General features: G+C 71.1%; 18 protein-coding genes. 11 read left to right on the top strand and 7 right to left on the bottom strand.

Annotated features, from left to right (window positions below; translation table 11 throughout):
* Window positions 1-132: 132 nt before the first annotated feature.
* From ACGFMK_RS18600 to ACGFMK_RS18590, 3 genes are all read left to right on the top strand, one after another.
* Window positions 133-876, top strand: a complete 744-nt coding sequence (locus ACGFMK_RS18600; RefSeq protein ID WP_392764317.1) for an MBL fold metallo-hydrolase — start codon at window positions 133-135, stop codon at window positions 874-876.
* A gap of 979 nt (window positions 877-1,855) precedes the next feature.
* On the top strand, window positions 1,856-2,440 hold the full coding sequence (locus ACGFMK_RS18595) for a TetR/AcrR family transcriptional regulator (RefSeq protein WP_392764315.1): 585 nt from the start codon (window positions 1,856-1,858) through the stop codon (window positions 2,438-2,440).
* Between the two features lie 79 nt (window positions 2,441-2,519).
* Complete coding sequence (locus ACGFMK_RS18590) at window positions 2,520-3,068, top strand: permease (RefSeq protein WP_392764314.1); 549 nt, start codon at window positions 2,520-2,522, stop codon at window positions 3,066-3,068.
* Here ACGFMK_RS18590 and ACGFMK_RS18585 read toward each other — a convergent pair whose 3' ends face one another.
* Window positions 3,069-3,365 (bottom strand): SH3 domain-containing protein, encoded by a 297-nt coding sequence (locus tag ACGFMK_RS18585; RefSeq protein WP_392764312.1) that lies wholly within the window; start codon window positions 3,363-3,365, stop codon window positions 3,069-3,071. It lies immediately after the preceding gene.
* Between the two features lie 199 nt (window positions 3,366-3,564).
* A complete protein-coding gene (locus ACGFMK_RS18580) occupies window positions 3,565-4,788 on the bottom strand; it encodes an NADP-dependent isocitrate dehydrogenase (RefSeq protein WP_392764310.1) in 1,224 nt (407 codons plus the stop codon).
* A gap of 258 nt (window positions 4,789-5,046) precedes the next feature.
* Here ACGFMK_RS18580 and ACGFMK_RS18575 point away from each other — a divergent pair, with 258 nt between their 5' ends.
* From ACGFMK_RS18575 to ACGFMK_RS18560, 4 genes are read left to right on the top strand one after another with little or no spacing between them, the layout of a single operon-like run.
* Window positions 5,047-5,556, top strand: a complete 510-nt coding sequence (locus ACGFMK_RS18575) for a hypothetical protein (protein WP_392764308.1) — start codon at window positions 5,047-5,049, stop codon at window positions 5,554-5,556.
* A 25-nt stretch (window positions 5,557-5,581) separates the two neighbouring features.
* Window positions 5,582-5,962 (top strand): DUF2203 domain-containing protein, encoded by a 381-nt coding sequence (locus ACGFMK_RS18570; protein ID WP_392764306.1) that lies wholly within the window; start codon window positions 5,582-5,584, stop codon window positions 5,960-5,962.
* A gap of 9 nt (window positions 5,963-5,971) precedes the next feature.
* The gene (locus ACGFMK_RS18565; RefSeq protein WP_392764303.1) at window positions 5,972-6,571 is read left to right on the top strand and encodes a class I SAM-dependent methyltransferase; all 600 of its coding nucleotides are present in this window, start codon (window positions 5,972-5,974) and stop codon (window positions 6,569-6,571) included.
* Window positions 6,568-7,281 carry a hypothetical protein gene (locus ACGFMK_RS18560; RefSeq protein WP_392764302.1) on the top strand — a complete coding sequence of 238 codons (714 nt, stop codon included), beginning with the start codon at window positions 6,568-6,570 and terminating at the stop codon, window positions 7,279-7,281. The genes ACGFMK_RS18565 and ACGFMK_RS18560 overlap by 4 nt, the downstream gene beginning before the upstream one ends.
* Here the strand turns inward: ACGFMK_RS18560 and ACGFMK_RS18555 are convergent.
* Entirely contained in the window at window positions 7,271-7,768 is a 498-nt protein-coding gene (locus ACGFMK_RS18555) for a hypothetical protein (RefSeq protein WP_392764549.1), read from the bottom strand. The two genes, ACGFMK_RS18560 and ACGFMK_RS18555, sit on opposite strands and share 11 nt — an antisense overlap.
* A gap of 140 nt (window positions 7,769-7,908) precedes the next feature.
* Window positions 7,909-8,322 carry a DUF2000 family protein gene (locus tag ACGFMK_RS18550; protein ID WP_392764299.1) on the bottom strand — a complete coding sequence of 138 codons (414 nt, stop codon included), beginning with the start codon at window positions 8,320-8,322 and terminating at the stop codon, window positions 7,909-7,911.
* A 49-nt stretch (window positions 8,323-8,371) separates the two neighbouring features.
* On the opposite strand from ACGFMK_RS18550, the gene ACGFMK_RS18545 reads away from it, so the two are divergent.
* Together ACGFMK_RS18545 and ACGFMK_RS18540 are read left to right on the top strand one after the other, a co-directional pair.
* The gene (locus tag ACGFMK_RS18545) at window positions 8,372-9,151 is read left to right on the top strand and encodes a helix-turn-helix domain-containing protein (RefSeq protein ID WP_392764297.1); all 780 of its coding nucleotides are present in this window, start codon (window positions 8,372-8,374) and stop codon (window positions 9,149-9,151) included.
* A 51-nt stretch (window positions 9,152-9,202) separates the two neighbouring features.
* Window positions 9,203-9,784, top strand: a complete 582-nt coding sequence (locus ACGFMK_RS18540) for an HhH-GPD-type base excision DNA repair protein (RefSeq protein WP_392764294.1) — start codon at window positions 9,203-9,205, stop codon at window positions 9,782-9,784.
* On the opposite strand, the gene ACGFMK_RS18535 is transcribed toward ACGFMK_RS18540, so the two are convergent.
* The 3 genes from ACGFMK_RS18535 to ACGFMK_RS18525 are packed head-to-tail and all read right to left on the bottom strand — an operon-like array spanning window position 9,781 to window position 12,110.
* Window positions 9,781-10,353 carry a hypothetical protein gene (locus tag ACGFMK_RS18535; RefSeq protein ID WP_392764291.1) on the bottom strand — a complete coding sequence of 191 codons (573 nt, stop codon included), beginning with the start codon at window positions 10,351-10,353 and terminating at the stop codon, window positions 9,781-9,783. The two genes, ACGFMK_RS18540 and ACGFMK_RS18535, sit on opposite strands and share 4 nt — an antisense overlap.
* A 12-nt stretch (window positions 10,354-10,365) precedes the next feature.
* Complete coding sequence (locus ACGFMK_RS18530; RefSeq protein ID WP_392764289.1) at window positions 10,366-10,884, bottom strand: TrmH family RNA methyltransferase; 519 nt, start codon at window positions 10,882-10,884, stop codon at window positions 10,366-10,368.
* Between the two features lie 47 nt (window positions 10,885-10,931).
* Complete coding sequence (locus tag ACGFMK_RS18525; protein WP_392764286.1) at window positions 10,932-12,110, bottom strand: MFS transporter; 1,179 nt, start codon at window positions 12,108-12,110, stop codon at window positions 10,932-10,934.
* A gap of 109 nt (window positions 12,111-12,219) precedes the next feature.
* Here ACGFMK_RS18525 and ACGFMK_RS18520 point away from each other — a divergent pair, with 109 nt between their 5' ends.
* Together ACGFMK_RS18520 and ACGFMK_RS18515 are read left to right on the top strand one after the other, a co-directional pair.
* Window positions 12,220-12,543, top strand: a complete 324-nt coding sequence (locus tag ACGFMK_RS18520) for an ArsR/SmtB family transcription factor (RefSeq protein WP_392764283.1) — start codon at window positions 12,220-12,222, stop codon at window positions 12,541-12,543.
* Between the two features lie 207 nt (window positions 12,544-12,750).
* A complete protein-coding gene (locus tag ACGFMK_RS18515; RefSeq protein WP_392764280.1) occupies window positions 12,751-13,944 on the top strand; it encodes an MFS transporter in 1,194 nt (397 codons plus the stop codon).
* Window positions 13,945-13,946: the final 2 nt, after the last annotated feature.

Below are 13,946 nucleotides of genomic sequence, written 5' to 3'. Positions count from 1 at the left end.
ACCGTTGCCGACGCGGCGGGCCGTCGGGAGCGGCGCGGCGTTGGCGTTCGCGGCATGGCGGGCCCGGCGCTGTTGTCCGGGCGGCGAAAATCAGGGGCGAGGGGCCTTGGCCGCTCTGTCAGACTGCCGGGCATGAGTCAGCTGACGGTGCTCGGCAGTTGCGGGGCGTTCCCGGAGCCTGGGCGGGCGTGCGCCGGGTTCCTGCTCGAGCACGACGGGTTCCGCGTCGTGCTCGACCTCGGGTACGGCGCCGCCTCGCGGTTGTTCGCGCACAGCCGGGACCGGCTGCCCGATGCCGTCGTCGTGACGCACGAGCATCCCGACCACTGCGCGGACGTGAGCGCGCTCGGGCGAGCGTGGCACTTCACCGTCCAGGATCGGTCGCCCGAGCGGCCGCGGCTGCCGTTGCACTGCACACCCGGCACCGTCCGGCGGCTCGAAGCGCTGGAGCCGCGGCCGGACCCGGGCGAGCTGTTCGAGGTGCACGACCTCGGCGAGCCGACGACGCTCGGACCGTTCCGGCTCACGACGTTCGCGCTGCCGCACCACCTGCCGAACTTCGGCGTGCGGCTCACCGCGCCCGGGCTGACGGTGGCGTACACCGGCGACACGGGCCCGTCGCCGGCGCTGGCGGACCTCGGCCGCGACGCGGACCTGCTCATCAGCGACGCCACCCACCGAACGCCACCCGACGGCCCCCGCCTCCTGCTGACCGCGACGGAGGCAGGCCACTGGGCAGCAGCCGCCGGCGCTCGACGGCTCCTGCTCACCCATTTCTGGCCGGGCACCGACCGAGCCGCAGCGGCTGCCGAAGCCCGCAGCGAGTTCGGCGGCGAGGTGCTGGTCGCGGAGGAGGACCTCACCGTCGTGCTCTGACCCCCGTCAGAGCACGGTCCCCGGGCTCGATCCTCCTCCGGACGACTCGCATCGCCGCCGATCACCAGCGCGGCCGGGAGGTGCGACGGAAGTGCGCGCCCCCGAGCTGCACTCAGCCCACCGACGACCTGACACCGCTGCCGCTGGCGACAAGCCGCTCAGCCGGACCGCGCACAACGCTCCCCGCGCTGTACGCAGCCGCCGCTCAGCGGGCTCATACACCTCCAGCGGCGCAGCCGCCGGCCACAAGCCCGCTCAGCCGAAACGCGCAAGACGCTCCCCAGCGCCGTGCGCAGCCGCCGCTCAGATGGCTCATGCACCCCTGGCACCGCCGCCGCCGACAAGCCGCTCGGCCGGACCGCGCACATCGCTCCCCGGCGCTGCACGGAGCCGCCGATCAGCCAGCTCGTGCGCCCATCGCACTACTGCCGCCGCCGACAAGCCGCTCGACCGAACCACACACAACGCTCCCCAGCGCCGTGCCCAGTTGCCGCTCAGACGGGCTCGCGCACCCCCCTGTCGCCGACAAGCCGCTCATCCGGACCGACCACAACGCTCCCCAGCGCCGCACCCAGCCGCCGCTCAGCCAGCTCGTGCGCCCATCGCACTACTGCCGCCGACCACAAGCCGCCCAGCCGAACCGCGCACAACGCTCCCCGGCGCCGTGCCCAGCCAGCTCATGCGCCCGTCGCACCGCTGTCACCCACCACAAGCCGCTCAGCCAAACCGCGCCCAACGCTCCCCAGCGCTGTACTCAGCCGGCTCATGCGCCCGCGGAACTCCCCCTGGAGACTCCGCGGACAACCGCCGCCGTGGCGCACTCGACCGCCCAACCAACCCTCCTCCCCCGGCGAAACCCTCGCCGACCTGCAACTTCCGTCGGGATCAGTTCTAGCAGCGACCACCGACAAAAAACGCGCCTTGACCCCGAAGGCTATGCATCGTAGCTTTAAAGCTATGCACCATAGCCAGAGCAACCATGTCGCCTAGAGCCGGGCTCACCACCGATGCCGTCGTCGATCTCGCGCTCGGGATCGTCGACGAAGGGGGACCCGGCGACCTCACCCTCGCGAAGGTCGCCGAGCGGGCCGGGGTTGCCGCGCCGTCGCTGTACAAGCACGTCAAGAACCTCGGGGACCTGCGGCGGCTCATCGATCTGCGGGTCGTCCAGGAAATGGCCGATGTCCTGCGCACCGCCGCCACCGGGCGCGGCGGGGCCGACGCCGTCGCCGCCCTTGCCGATGCCTATCGCGACTACCTGCGGAAACACCCGCACCGGACCGCCGCTCTGAGCACCGATCCCGATCGGGGTGACGCCGAGCTGAGCACCGCCACCCACGCCGTCGCCGAAGTCGTTTTCGCCGTGCTGCGGCCCTACGGCTTCGACCACGCGCGGGCCGTGCACGCGACGCGCTGTCTTCGGGCGGCCGTTCACGGCTTCGCCGGGCTCGAAGCCTCCGGCGGGTTCGGGCGGCCCGAGGACGTCGGCCAGAGCTTCGAAGTCCTCAAGACCATGCTCATCCAAGGTCTCGAAACCTATGCAGAGAAAGAGAATCCACGATGACCTTCATCATCGCCGTGCTGCTCTTCACCGTCGGGCTGGGTGTGCTCGACGCCCGCTTCCCCTGGACGGAGGCCCGCAGATGATCGCCGGGCACTTCGGGCTGGCGGCCGCGGTCAAGGCCGGCCGACCGGCCATTCCCGTGTGGACGCTCATGCTCGCCACCGCGTGGCTGGACGTCGTGTTCGTGCCGCTCTACCTGACCGGCGTCGAGACGATCGACGGCGCAGGCTACGGCGGTGGCGTGATCCACGCCGACTACACGCACTCCCTCGTCGGCGCGCTCGTGCTCGCCGCGCTGTTCGGCGCCGTCGCCGCGTGGCGGCTCGGCCGGGAGGCCGGCGTGGTCCTCGGCGCCGTCGTGTTCTCGCACTGGCTGCTCGACCTCGTCGTGCACCGCGCGGACCTGCCGATCCTGCCCGGTAACGTCGGCGACCTGCCGACGTTCGGCTTCGGGCTCTGGCGGCTGCCCGCCGTCTCGGCCGTCGTCGAGCTGCTGATGCTGGCCGTCGGCATCGGCCTCTACTGGCGCGCGGCGGCCAAACACGACCCGAAACGCGCGCGGGTGCTGGGGCTGACCGCCGCACTGTGCGGGGTCATCACCTTGGGCACCGACCTTCTGGGCGTGTGATCAGCAGGCCGAACCCGCGACCGGCGCGGTGAACGCGGCGGCGACCCACTTGTCGTCGGCCACCTTCCGGAAGCCGTTCTGGACGCCGGGCAGGGCGTCGAACTGGGCGTCACGCAGGTACTTCCCGACGATCTTCGCGTTGCCGTCGGCGGTTTCGCGGGCGTTGAGGACGTCCGCGGTCACCGTGACCTTGCACCCGGTGGCCGAAGCTCCCGACGCCTGCTTGTCCGTGTTCAGCGCGTAGATGACGATGACCGCGACGATGGCACCGAGAATCATCAGCGTTTTCTTCGACATAACGAGGACCACGCCTTCCTTCACCACGAATCCCGTCCCACGCCAAGGGTAGGCAATCCTTTACCCAGACCAACAGCGCCGGGCGGCCTAACCACCCGGATACGCCAATCAAGGCGACCTGGCGGTGACGCACCGTGCCCGCCGGACCACGCAAAAGCCCCCTTCCCGACATTTCGGGAAGGGGGCTTTCGTCGGTCGATCAGCCCTGGGCGATCTTCTTGGCCAGGTTGTCGTCCAGCGTCGCGAGGAACTCCTCGGTCGTCTGGAACGGCTGGTCCTTGCTGATGAGCAGCGCCAGGTCCTTCGTCATCTGACCGCTCTCGACGGTTTCGACGACGACCTCTTCCAGCTTGTTCGCGAAGTCGATGAGCTCCTGGTTGCCGTCCAGCTTGCCGCGGTGCTCGAGGCCGCGGGTCCAGGCGTAGATCGACGCGATCGGGTTCGTCGACGTCGGCTTGCCCTGCTGGTGCTGGCGGTAGTGCCGGGTGACCGTGCCGTGCGCGGCCTCGGCCTCGACCGTCCGGCCGTCCGGCGTGCGCAGCACCGACGTCATCAGGCCGAGCGAGCCGAAACCCTGCGCGACCGTGTCGGACTGGACGTCACCGTCGTAGTTCTTGCACGCCCAGACGTAGCCGCCCTCCCACTTCATCGCCGCGGCGACCATGTCGTCGATCAGGCGGTGCTCGTAGGAGATGCCCTTGGCGTCGAAGTCGGCCTTGAACTCGGCCTGGAAGATCTCCTCGAAGACGTCCTTGAACTGGCCGTCGTAGGCCTTGAGGATCGTGTTCTTGGTGGAGAGGTACACCGGCAGGCCGCGGTCGAGGCCGTACTGGAGCGAAGCGCGCGCGAAGTCCTCGATCGACTTCTTGTAGTTGTACATCCCCATGGCGACGCCGCCGCCCTCGGGGAACTTCGCGACCTCGAACTCCATCGGCTCGGAGCCGTCGTCCGGGGTGTAACTGATGGTCAGCGTGCCCGGGCCGGGGACCTTGAAGTTGGTCGCCTTGTACTGGTCGCCGTGGGCGTGACGGCCGATGATGATCGGCTTCGTCCACGTCGGCACCAGCCGCGGGATGTTCTGGATGACGATCGGCTCGCGGAAGATCACGCCACCGAGGATGTTGCGGATGGTCCCGTTCGGGGACAGCCACATCTTCTTGAGGCCGAACTCTTCGACGCGCGCTTCGTCCGGGGTGATCGTGGCGCACTTGACGCCGACGCCGTGCTTCTTGATGGCGTTCGCGGCGTCGATGGTGACCTGGTCGTCGGTGCGGTCCCGCTCCTCGATACCCAGGTCGTAGTAGTCCAGGTTCACGTCCAGGTACGGGTGGATCAGCTTGTCCTTGATGAACTGCCAGATAATGCGGGTCATCTCATCGCCGTCGAGTTCGACGACGGTGCCCTGGACCTTGATCTTGGCCATGAGCAGCGGTGCTCCTTCCGCGGATCTTCGCGTTCTTCTCTATAAGTCTCGCCGGTAGCGGTACAAGCGTACTGCTTGACGCAGCTGGATGGTTCAAGTAGTGGTCGGCATCAAGTCTCCACCCGTGGATTGTGGCCGGGATCACCGGGCACGACCCGCCGGTCACCCGATCCGACCGCTCGCCGAGCGATCGTCGCGCGAAGGGGTGAACCAGGGCACGATGCCATCCGTGAACTCATCATGCGGGAGGTGACGGCCATGTCGACCCATCGGTACAGCGAATACGAAGACGAATACGAGGACTACGAAGTCCCCACGGACGTGCTCGACGAGCGGCCGCGCCGGGGTGTCGCACACCTGGTGAGCGCGCTGGGCGGGCTGCTGCTCACCCCGGTCGCGCTGGGACTGCTGAGCTGGGGCGGGCTGCGGCAGCAACAACTGATCCAGGCCACCCTCAGCACCAACCGCGACCCGCTCGGCATCGCGCTGCTGGCCGGCGGGGCGATCCTGCTGCTGGTCGTCGCCGCGCTCGGGGCGCTGTCCGCCGTCGGCCCGATCCTGGGCGGGCTGATCTACGGCGTGCTGCCCGGTGTCGCCGCGATGGCCGTGCCCGAGTGGGGCTTCAAGCTGGTCAACCTGATGCCGAAGAGCGACATCGCCTACGGCGTCATGGACTTCCTGTTCATCGGCGGGTTGCTGGGTGTCGGTTTCCTGCTCGTGGGCAGCGGCCTGGCCAACGCGCTGGTCCGGCGGCGCCGCGAAGCCTGACGCGTGCCGATGGCAAAATCGGCGGATGGGACTGTTCACCGTCGCGGAGGCACGTGACGAACTGGCGCGGCTGCGGCCGGTCCTCGACGAACTGGTGCGCGTCCGCGCCGACGCGGCCGAGCTGGCCGCGTCCCTGCGGCCGGGTGGCCGGGCGACGGAGCTGGGCGGGCTGCCCGAGTGGAAGGCCGCGCAGGCCCGGCTCGACGACCTGATGACCACGGTGCAGCACACCGGCGCCGAGCTGAAGGGCTTCGCGCCGCTGCTCGTCGACTTCCCGGCCGAGCTGGACGGCACGGACGTCCTGCTCTGCTGGCTCGAAGGCGACCCGGAACTGGGCTGGTACCACCGGACCGACCTCGGCTTCGCGGGCCGCCGGCCGCTGAAAACCGCTGGTCGTCCCGGCTAGGTTGAGGTCGTGGACCACGACACCAGGGCCGCCGTCTTCGACGGCACAGCCGAGCGCTACGACGAAGACCCCTTCCACGCCTCGGTGGCGGAGGCGCTGGTCGCGCCCCTGCCGGAGGGGCCCGAGCTGGTCCTCGACGTCGCGTGCGGCACGGGCTTCGCGGCGTACGAGGCGTTGCGGCTGAAGCCGTCGCGGGTGCTCGCCGTGGACCTGTCCCCGGCGATGGTCGCCCGGGCCGAGTCGAAGGCGGCTTCGCTGGACCCGTCGGGCGTGATCACGTGGCAGGTCGGGCCGGCGGTGCCGATGCCGGCCGAAGACCGCTCGGCCGACGTAGTGCTGTGCGCGTCCTCGCTGCACTTCCTGGGCGCGGTGGCGTTCGCCGACTGGCTCCGCGTGCTGCGCCCGGGCGGGCGGCTGGCGTTCTCGGTGGTGTCGGGGCTGCGGTTCCGGCCGTCCGGGCCGTTCGCGGAACTGGTGCCGAAGGACCTCACGTTCCCCACGGACGAAGCCGGGGCCGGGGCGTTGGCGGCGGGATTCGTGGACGTCTCGGCGAAGACGTTCGCGGTCGGGTCGCGGAGTGTGTTCGTGGTGCACGCGACGGCTCCGTGAAGATCGAGGACTGGCTGGCGCGGTTCGCCGACGGCCACCTCACCGACGTCGCTTCTGACGGGGGCCGGATCAGCCTGCGGCTGGAGGCGTACACCGACTACCGGTTGACGCCGGGCGAGGTCAGCGTCGTCGAGGTCTTCGAGCTGAGTGCCGACCAGGGCGAGCTGGAGATGGCCGGACCGCCGGTCGCGGACCACTCGCTGGAAGAACCCTGGTGCCGGGAAGAAGACGGGCTGGTCACGGTCGAGTTCGTCGCGCCCCTGCGGATCCGCGTGACGGCACCCGTCTTCGAGACGAAGCTGCTGCGGACCGACCGGCGGCCGGTACTCCCGAAGCCGTCCGCAAACGCTTGCACCGTGCGGCTCACCGACCCGCTGGATCCCGTGCGGTGGCAAGAGGCCCTCGGCCCCACGGTGACCTGGCGGATCTACAGCGGCGAGGCGAACACACCCGCCGATCCCGACGGCTGGTTCCTCCAGCGCCGGGACCGGCTGGCGACGTCCCGCACCGGCGTCTTCTGCCGGACAGCCGGGGACCGCGTGACCCTCGACCGCCACGACGCGGACGACGACCTGTGGCAGGCCGTCCGGCTGCTCGCCGCCGGGACCGCGAGCCGCGTGTGGTGCGGGAACTGCGTGTTCGCCCCGGCCGACTGGGTCACCTGGCTGACGACCGGGGCGCTTCCGCCGTTGGAGCGCCTCAGGCCGTGAAGTGGACCTCGCCGTGGGTGGCCGGGCCGTCCGGTGTGCCGCAGTGCTGGACGAACGTCGCGTCGAGAGCCGCGACCGTGCCGTCGGCCGACTGGTCGAGGCGGTCGATCGTGAAGTCGGCGTAGTCGTCGCCGCAGCCGAAGTTGCCGGTCACCGTGAGGAAGCCCGGGGTCGCGGTGGCCGGCTCCGACGACAAGCGGAATCGAGCGCCCGGGTAGGCGCCCGGGTGCAGCGTCTCGCCCGCCGGCGCGCTCAGCTCGACCCGCAGGTCGTGGAAGCCGGACTGGACGTCGATCTTCAGGACGTCGTCGTTCACCCAGACCCGGATCTCGTCACCGGGTCCGCGGTAGCTCGCGGAGCCCTGTAGCGGCCAAGCGCCGTCTGCCGAGGTGTAGGCGACCGTCTGGACCGGATCCGCCGAAGCCACCGGCACGAAAGCGAGACCCAGCGCCAGCGTGGACGCGGCGAGCACACCGGTGCGCAGCATGGTTTTCAAGGACAACCTCCCCAGTCAGGGCCGCCTCCCGCGGCACTGACGGCGATGATGGCACCGGTCGCGAGCCGCGCGCCGGGTTTGCGCGGTTCGCCACTTTTCGCCGGGCCGTGCAACCGTTTCCGGCGTCCCGGTCACCGGTGCAGCGACGCGCCCTTGAGGATCTTGTCCACGGCGTTCTTCGGGCCGTGCAGCGCGAGGCCCGCCAGCGCCAGCTTCTCCCCCGGCACCGCGCGGACCGCCGCCCGGTTGTCGACGTCGTTGCCCGTGTGGAACAGCTCGTCGGTGAAGATCGAGATGCGCAGGCCGCGGCCGAGGGCACGGCCGTGCGCCGCGGTGAGGACGTCCGCCGTGCCGGAGAAGACCAGCACCGGCTGGCCGAACATCGGCAGGTAGGCCGTGCCGTCGGCGTCTTCGTAGGGCTCGCCCATCAGCTCGGGCTTGACGTGCGCGATGCCGCTGACCAGGAACGCGGTGACGTTGAGCCGCTGCCAGGACGCCAGGTCGTCACGCAGCAGGACGGCGATCTTCGTGTCGAAGGAACTCATGCGAAAAGCGTCGCCCGCCGCCGACGCCTGCGTCTTGTACGTTCTTGACATGGAGGCGCGCGTCTCGGCTTGGCGGCCGGCGGTCCCGGGGATCGCCGAGGTCTTCCACGCGCGGTTCATCACGCACGCCTACCCGCTGCACACGCACGACACGTGGACGCTGCTGATCGTCGACGACGGCGTCATCCGCTACGACCTGGACCGCCACCACCACGGCGCGCTCGGCCCGGCGGTGACACTGCTGCCGCCCAACGTCGCGCACGACGGGCGGGCCGCGACCAGCCACGGCTTCCGCAAGCGCGTGCTGTACCTGGAGGCACCGGTGCTGGGCGAGGACCTGATCGGCGCGGCCGTCGACCGCCCGAGCCTCGCCGACGGCCTGCTGCGCACCCGGATCCACCAGCTGCACGAGTCGCTGGCCGAACCCGGCGACGCGTTCGAGGCCGAAAGCCGGCTCGCGCTGGTCGCCGACCGGCTGCGCGTCCACCTCGGGCAACCCACGGCTCACGAACCGAAACGCGGGCTCGCCGACGAGCTTCGCGACTTGCTCGACGCGAAGCTGCCCGAAGCGATGACCCTCGCCGAAGCCGCGGACGCGCTCGGAGCGCACCCCGCGTACCTCGTGCGCTGCTTCGGCGCACGGTTCGGGCTGCCGCCGCACCGCTACCTCACCGGCCGCCGCGTCGACCGGGCGCGGCGGCTGCTGCTCGACGGCGCGCCCGCCGCCGACGTCGCCGCGGCCGCCGGCTTCACCGACCAGGCGCACCTGACGCGCCACTTCAAGCGCTACCTCGGCACCACACCCGCCCGGTACTCGAAAACCCGCTGACCGGCCACGATCGAGCACGTTCGAAGACAGCTCCTGTGTCAAGATGTCGGCATGCTGCGCGAACTCCACCTCACCGGCGACCCCGCGGCCGACAAGCTGCTCAACGACGATCCGTTCGCCCTGCTCGTCGGCATGCTCCTGGACCAGCAGTACCCCATGGAGCACGCGTTCGCGGGCCCGCGGAAGATCGCCGACCGGATGGACGGCTTCGACATCGCCAAGATCGCCGCGACCGACGTCGAAACGTTCGTCGAGATGTGCGTCGTACCGCCCGCCATCCACCGCTACGGCGGTTCCATGGCGCGCCGCGTGCACGCCCTCGCCCAGCACATCATCGAGACCTACGACGGCCACGCAGACGGGATCTGGACCGCCGGACGCCCGAAGCCCGACGCCGCCGAAGTCCTCAAGCGGCTGCGGGCGCTGCCCGGTTTCGGCGAGCAGAAGGCGAAGATCTTCCTCGCGCTCCTCGGCAAGCAGCGCGGCGTCGCGCCGAAGGGCTGGCGCGAGGCGGCCGGTGCGTACGGCGACCGCGGTTCCCGCCGGTCCATCGCGGACGTCACCAACGCCGAGACGCTCGCCCAGGTCCGCGCGTTCAAGAAGGCCGCCAAAGCGGCGGCCGCCGCCGGCTAACGCACCCACACGCGCAACGGGCCGAGCGGCTCGGCGCCGTGGCCGAGGGCGGCTCGCAACGCGTCACCGTGCTCGTAGCCGACCACCGGAGCGCCGGGGAACGCCGACGCCACCGCCGCGACCGCGCCCGGCCACCGCTGGGCCGGCGCCGCTGCCGCGAAGTTCGACAGGCCGGTGACGCCGGAGCCGCGGTGCGCGACGACGACGTCGTCACCGCGGGCCAGCACCACGACCGAGTCGTCGACCGGGAAGCCGTGCTCGGTGTGGCGTTGCCAGCCCGGCTCGGGAACGCCTGGCCCGCAAGCGATCCACGTCGCGTCGAACAGCACCGCGAAGCCCTCGACGGAGAGGTCGAGGGTCGCGAAGCTGTCCTTGATCGAGCAGCCCGGCGAATCGTCGACGAGCGGCAGGACGTCCGCGGCCGTGGCGCGCGGGTCGAGCGTCACCGCGTCCGGGTAGTAATCGGGCGTGCGACGGCGGCTCGTCCAGGCCCGCGGGCCGAACCGTCCGCCGCCGCAGACCAGGGCGCACCAGGACGCGTTCTCCGCTACTGCCTCGCGAACCGCCACGCACCAACCCTTTCACAGCAGGCCGGCGAGTTTGTACAGCACGAGACTGCCCGCCACCGCGACGTTCAGGCTCGCGCCCATGCCGACCATCGGGATCTCGACGACGGTGTCGAGCAGGTCCAGCGCCTCCGGCGGGATGCCCGTCTGCTCGTGGCCCAGCACCGCGATGGTGCGGCCGCGGGCGGCCGGCAGGTCGGCCAGCCGGACGGCCTCCTCGGCCAGCTCGACGCCGACCACCCGCGTGCCCGCCGCCCGTTCGCGGTTCAGCCAGCCCGGCGGATCGTGCACCCAGTGCACGCATGCCGGGCGCCGCAACGTGTTCCCGCGCCGCAGCGCCTCCGGCACCCACGGGAACCGCGGCACGGCGAGGCACGCGCCGACCGCGTCACAGGTGCGCAGCAGCGTGCCGAGGTTGACGCCGTGCAGCGGCCAGAGCGGGGCGGCCACCAGGTGGCCCCAGCAGGGATGCGACTTGTTCCGCCGGGCGGCTCGCAGCTCGTGTGGCGTGCGGACCCGGACCGAGGGGCTCACCGGCGCCGAGGCGCGGCGCCTCCGATGTTGTCGACCATGCCCCGATTCTAGCCGACGGCGACCTCTTCACGGCGTTCCCGGACCCGGCCCCAGGCCATACTCACCAGCAGCAGCGCCACGAGTGTCAGCGCCGCCGCGACCTCCGGCAGCACCAGCGGGCCCGCGGAGTCGAGGACCGCGCCGCCGACGACGCCCGACAGGCCGACGCCCAGGTAGATCGCCGACGCGTTGAGCGAGAGCACCAGGCCCGCGTGGCCCGGGGCCAGCTCGATCAGGCGGTGCTGCACCGGCGGGCTGAACGACCACGTCGCCACGCCCCACACGAACAGCGTGACGCCGGCCGCGATCGGCGTCGTCGTCGCGATCGGCAGCAGCGCCAGCACGACGGTGATCCCGGCCGTCACGACGAGCAGCGGCGCGCGTGAACCCCAGCGGTCGGCCGCCCGGCCACCGGCGAAGTTGCCGACCGCCCCGCCGACGCCGTAGCAGAAGAGCAGCACCGTGACCGCCGTGCCGTGGACACCCGCGGTCGCGGCCAGCAGCGGGGACACGAACGTGTAGACCATGAACGCGGCGAGGCACCCGAGGACCGTCACGGCCAGCATGACGAGCACGCGCGGGTCGCGGCCGGCGGCGAACCGCTCGGCCAGGCTGACCCGCGGCGGCGCGGCGACCGGCGGCAGCGCCAGCCGCACGGCCAGCGCACTCGCCAGGGAGAACACCGCGACCAGCGCGAACGCCGTCCGGTAGCCGAGGTGCTGCGAGATGAGGCTGCCCAGCGGCACGCCGAAGATGAGCGCGACGGTCAGGCCGCCGAACACCAGCGCGATCGCGCGGCCCCGGCGTTCGGGGCTGGTCAGCTGGGCCGCGACGGCGCTCGCCGCCGGGGTGAACACCGCGGCACCGATCGCGGTCACCACCCGGGCGACCAGGAGCGTGCCGTAGCCGGGCGCGAGCGCGGCGAACAGGTTGCCGGCCGCGGTGACGACGAGCGCGGCGACCAGCAGCGTGCGGCGTTCCCAGGTGCCGGTGACGGCGGCGAACAGCGGCGAGCCGATCGCGTACGCGATGGCGAAGGCGGTCACGAGCTGCGCCGCGGCGGTGGCCGAGACGTGCAGCTCACCGGTCAGCGCGGGCAGCAGCCCGGCGACGATGTAACCGCTGGTCCCGACGCCGAACGCGCCGAAGGCGAGTACCGAGATCCTCGAGGACGAGGGTGCGGACATGGGTGTTGCCCCCAAAACGAGCGGGTGATTGGTTCGACGAACGTCGTAGTTCGATGGCTACCGTACTACGGAGGGGCGACAATTTCGACCGGCGTCGTACTATGGACCCATGGCCAAGTCCGTCACCCTGCTGCCGCTCGTCCACCCGGAGCGGGACGAGATCACCGTCGAGGGCGTGCTCCGCGCCCTCGCCGACCCCGTCCGCCTGGCGATCGTCCGGCAGCTGGCAGCGTCGGATCGCGAGCTCTCGTGCGGCGCGCTGACCGTCTCGGTGACCAAGTCCACAATCACCCACCACCTGGGCATCCTGCGGCAGGCCGGCGTCGTCGCGGGCCGCCAGGAGGGCACCACCCGGTTCAACTCGTTGCGCCGCAAGGATCTTGACGCCCTGTTCCCGGGCCTGCTGGACGGCGTTCTCGCGGCGCCTCGCTGACCCACGCGCCGCGGGTGTGGATCGTCACCCGATATCGGGATGACAACGACCCCCTCCGTCGGTTGGACTGTGGGCAGGGCAGCTCACGGCGCTGGGGCCGGATGGCTGTCTTCCTTTTTGACCACACACTGAACCGATCCAGAAATCAACTCCGGACCGGCCAAGTAATCGATTTCTCACTGAGATTCTGACCCTGAAAGGAGTGCCGTGCCCGTCGCGCTGCTCGCGCTCGCCATCGGAGCCTTCGGCATCGGGACCACCGAGTTCGTCATGATGGGCGTGCTGCCCCAGACGGCCGCCGACTTCGGCGTCGACATCCCGACCGCCGGCTACCTCATCTCCGGATACGCCCTCGGCGTAGTCGTCGGCGCCCCGCTGCTCACGGCAGCCGCCGTCCGGCTGCCGCGCAAGACCATGCTGCTGGCCATGATGGGCCTGTTCACGCTGGGGAACGCCCTCTTCGCGCTCTCTCCGAACCAGGAGTTCGGCGTCGCGTTCCGGTTCCTCGCCGGGCTGCCCCACGGCGCGTTCTTCGGCGCCGGCGCGGTCGTCGCGTCCGGCCTCGTCGGCCCCGGCCAGCGCGCCAAGGCCGTGTCGATGATGTTCCTCGGCCTGACCCTGGCGAACGTCATCGGCGTGCCGCTGGGCACGCTGCTCGGCCAGCAGGTCGGCTGGCGCGCCACCTTCGGCGTCGTCGCCGTGATCGGGCTGGTCGCCGCGGCCGCCATCGCGAAGCTGGTGCCGCACCAGGGCAAGCCCGCCGAAGCGTCGCTGCGCACCGAACTCGGCGCGTTCAAGCGGCCGCAGGTGCACCTGGCGCTGGCGATCGTCACGTTCGGGCTGGGCGGCGTGTTCGCCTGCCTGAGCTACATCACCCCGATGCTGACCGACGTCGCCGGCTACTCGCCCTCGAACGTCACGCTGCTGCTGTCCCTGGCCGGCGTCGGCATGACGATCGGCAACCTGCTCGGCGGCCGGCTGGCCGACAAGGCCCTGATGCCGGGCCTGTACGCGGCGCTGCTCGCGCTGGCGTGCGTGCTGGGCGTGTTCACCATCACCGCGCAGGGCAAGGTCGGCGCCGCGATCACGATCTTCTTCGTCGGCGTCGCGGGCTTCATGATCGGCCCGATGATGCAGGCGCGGATCATGGAGAAGGCCGGCGGCACCCCGTCGCTGGTCTCGGCGGCGGTGCAGTCGGCGTTCAACATCGCCAATTCGATCGGCGCCTACCTGGGCGGCCTGGTCATCGCCGGCGGCCTCGGCCTGCTCGCCCCCAACTGGGTCGGCGCGCTCCTGGCCGTCTTCGGACTGTCGCTGGCGATCGTGTCGGGCACTTTGGACCGTCGCGAAGCCAAGGCCGAGCGCCACGAACGCGAACGCGAACTCGCGATGGCGTCCTAAGC

The sequence above is a fragment of the Amycolatopsis sp. NPDC049252 genome, from assembly GCF_043197175.1.
GTDB lineage: Bacteria > Actinomycetota > Actinomycetes > Mycobacteriales > Pseudonocardiaceae > Amycolatopsis.
This window is presented reverse-complemented; position numbering and strand designations above follow the sequence as displayed.

Bases quoted from the DNA above. Each gene is read 5' to 3' on its own strand.
- ACGFMK_RS18600 (WP_392764317.1), top strand. From the start codon at position 133: ATGAGTCAGCTGACGGTGCTCGGCAGTTGCGGGGCGTTCCCGGAGCCT.
- ACGFMK_RS18595 (WP_392764315.1), top strand. From the start codon at position 1,856: ATGTCGCCTAGAGCCGGGCTCACCACCGATGCCGTCGTCGATCTCGCG.
- ACGFMK_RS18590 (WP_392764314.1), top strand. From the start codon at position 2,520: ATGATCGCCGGGCACTTCGGGCTGGCGGCCGCGGTCAAGGCCGGCCGA.
- ACGFMK_RS18585 (WP_392764312.1), bottom strand. From the start codon at position 3,365: ATGTCGAAGAAAACGCTGATGATTCTCGGTGCCATCGTCGCGGTCATC.
- ACGFMK_RS18580 (WP_392764310.1), bottom strand. From the start codon at position 4,788: ATGGCCAAGATCAAGGTCCAGGGCACCGTCGTCGAACTCGACGGCGAT.
- ACGFMK_RS18575 (WP_392764308.1), top strand. From the start codon at position 5,047: ATGTCGACCCATCGGTACAGCGAATACGAAGACGAATACGAGGACTAC.
- ACGFMK_RS18570 (WP_392764306.1), top strand. From the start codon at position 5,582: ATGGGACTGTTCACCGTCGCGGAGGCACGTGACGAACTGGCGCGGCTG.
- ACGFMK_RS18555 (WP_392764549.1), bottom strand. From the start codon at position 7,768: ATGCTGCGCACCGGTGTGCTCGCCGCGTCCACGCTGGCGCTGGGTCTC.
- ACGFMK_RS18550 (WP_392764299.1), bottom strand. From the start codon at position 8,322: ATGAGTTCCTTCGACACGAAGATCGCCGTCCTGCTGCGTGACGACCTG.
- ACGFMK_RS18545 (WP_392764297.1), top strand. From the start codon at position 8,372: ATGGAGGCGCGCGTCTCGGCTTGGCGGCCGGCGGTCCCGGGGATCGCC.
- ACGFMK_RS18540 (WP_392764294.1), top strand. From the start codon at position 9,203: ATGCTGCGCGAACTCCACCTCACCGGCGACCCCGCGGCCGACAAGCTG.
- ACGFMK_RS18525 (WP_392764286.1), bottom strand. From the start codon at position 12,110: ATGTCCGCACCCTCGTCCTCGAGGATCTCGGTACTCGCCTTCGGCGCG.
- ACGFMK_RS18520 (WP_392764283.1), top strand. From the start codon at position 12,220: ATGGCCAAGTCCGTCACCCTGCTGCCGCTCGTCCACCCGGAGCGGGAC.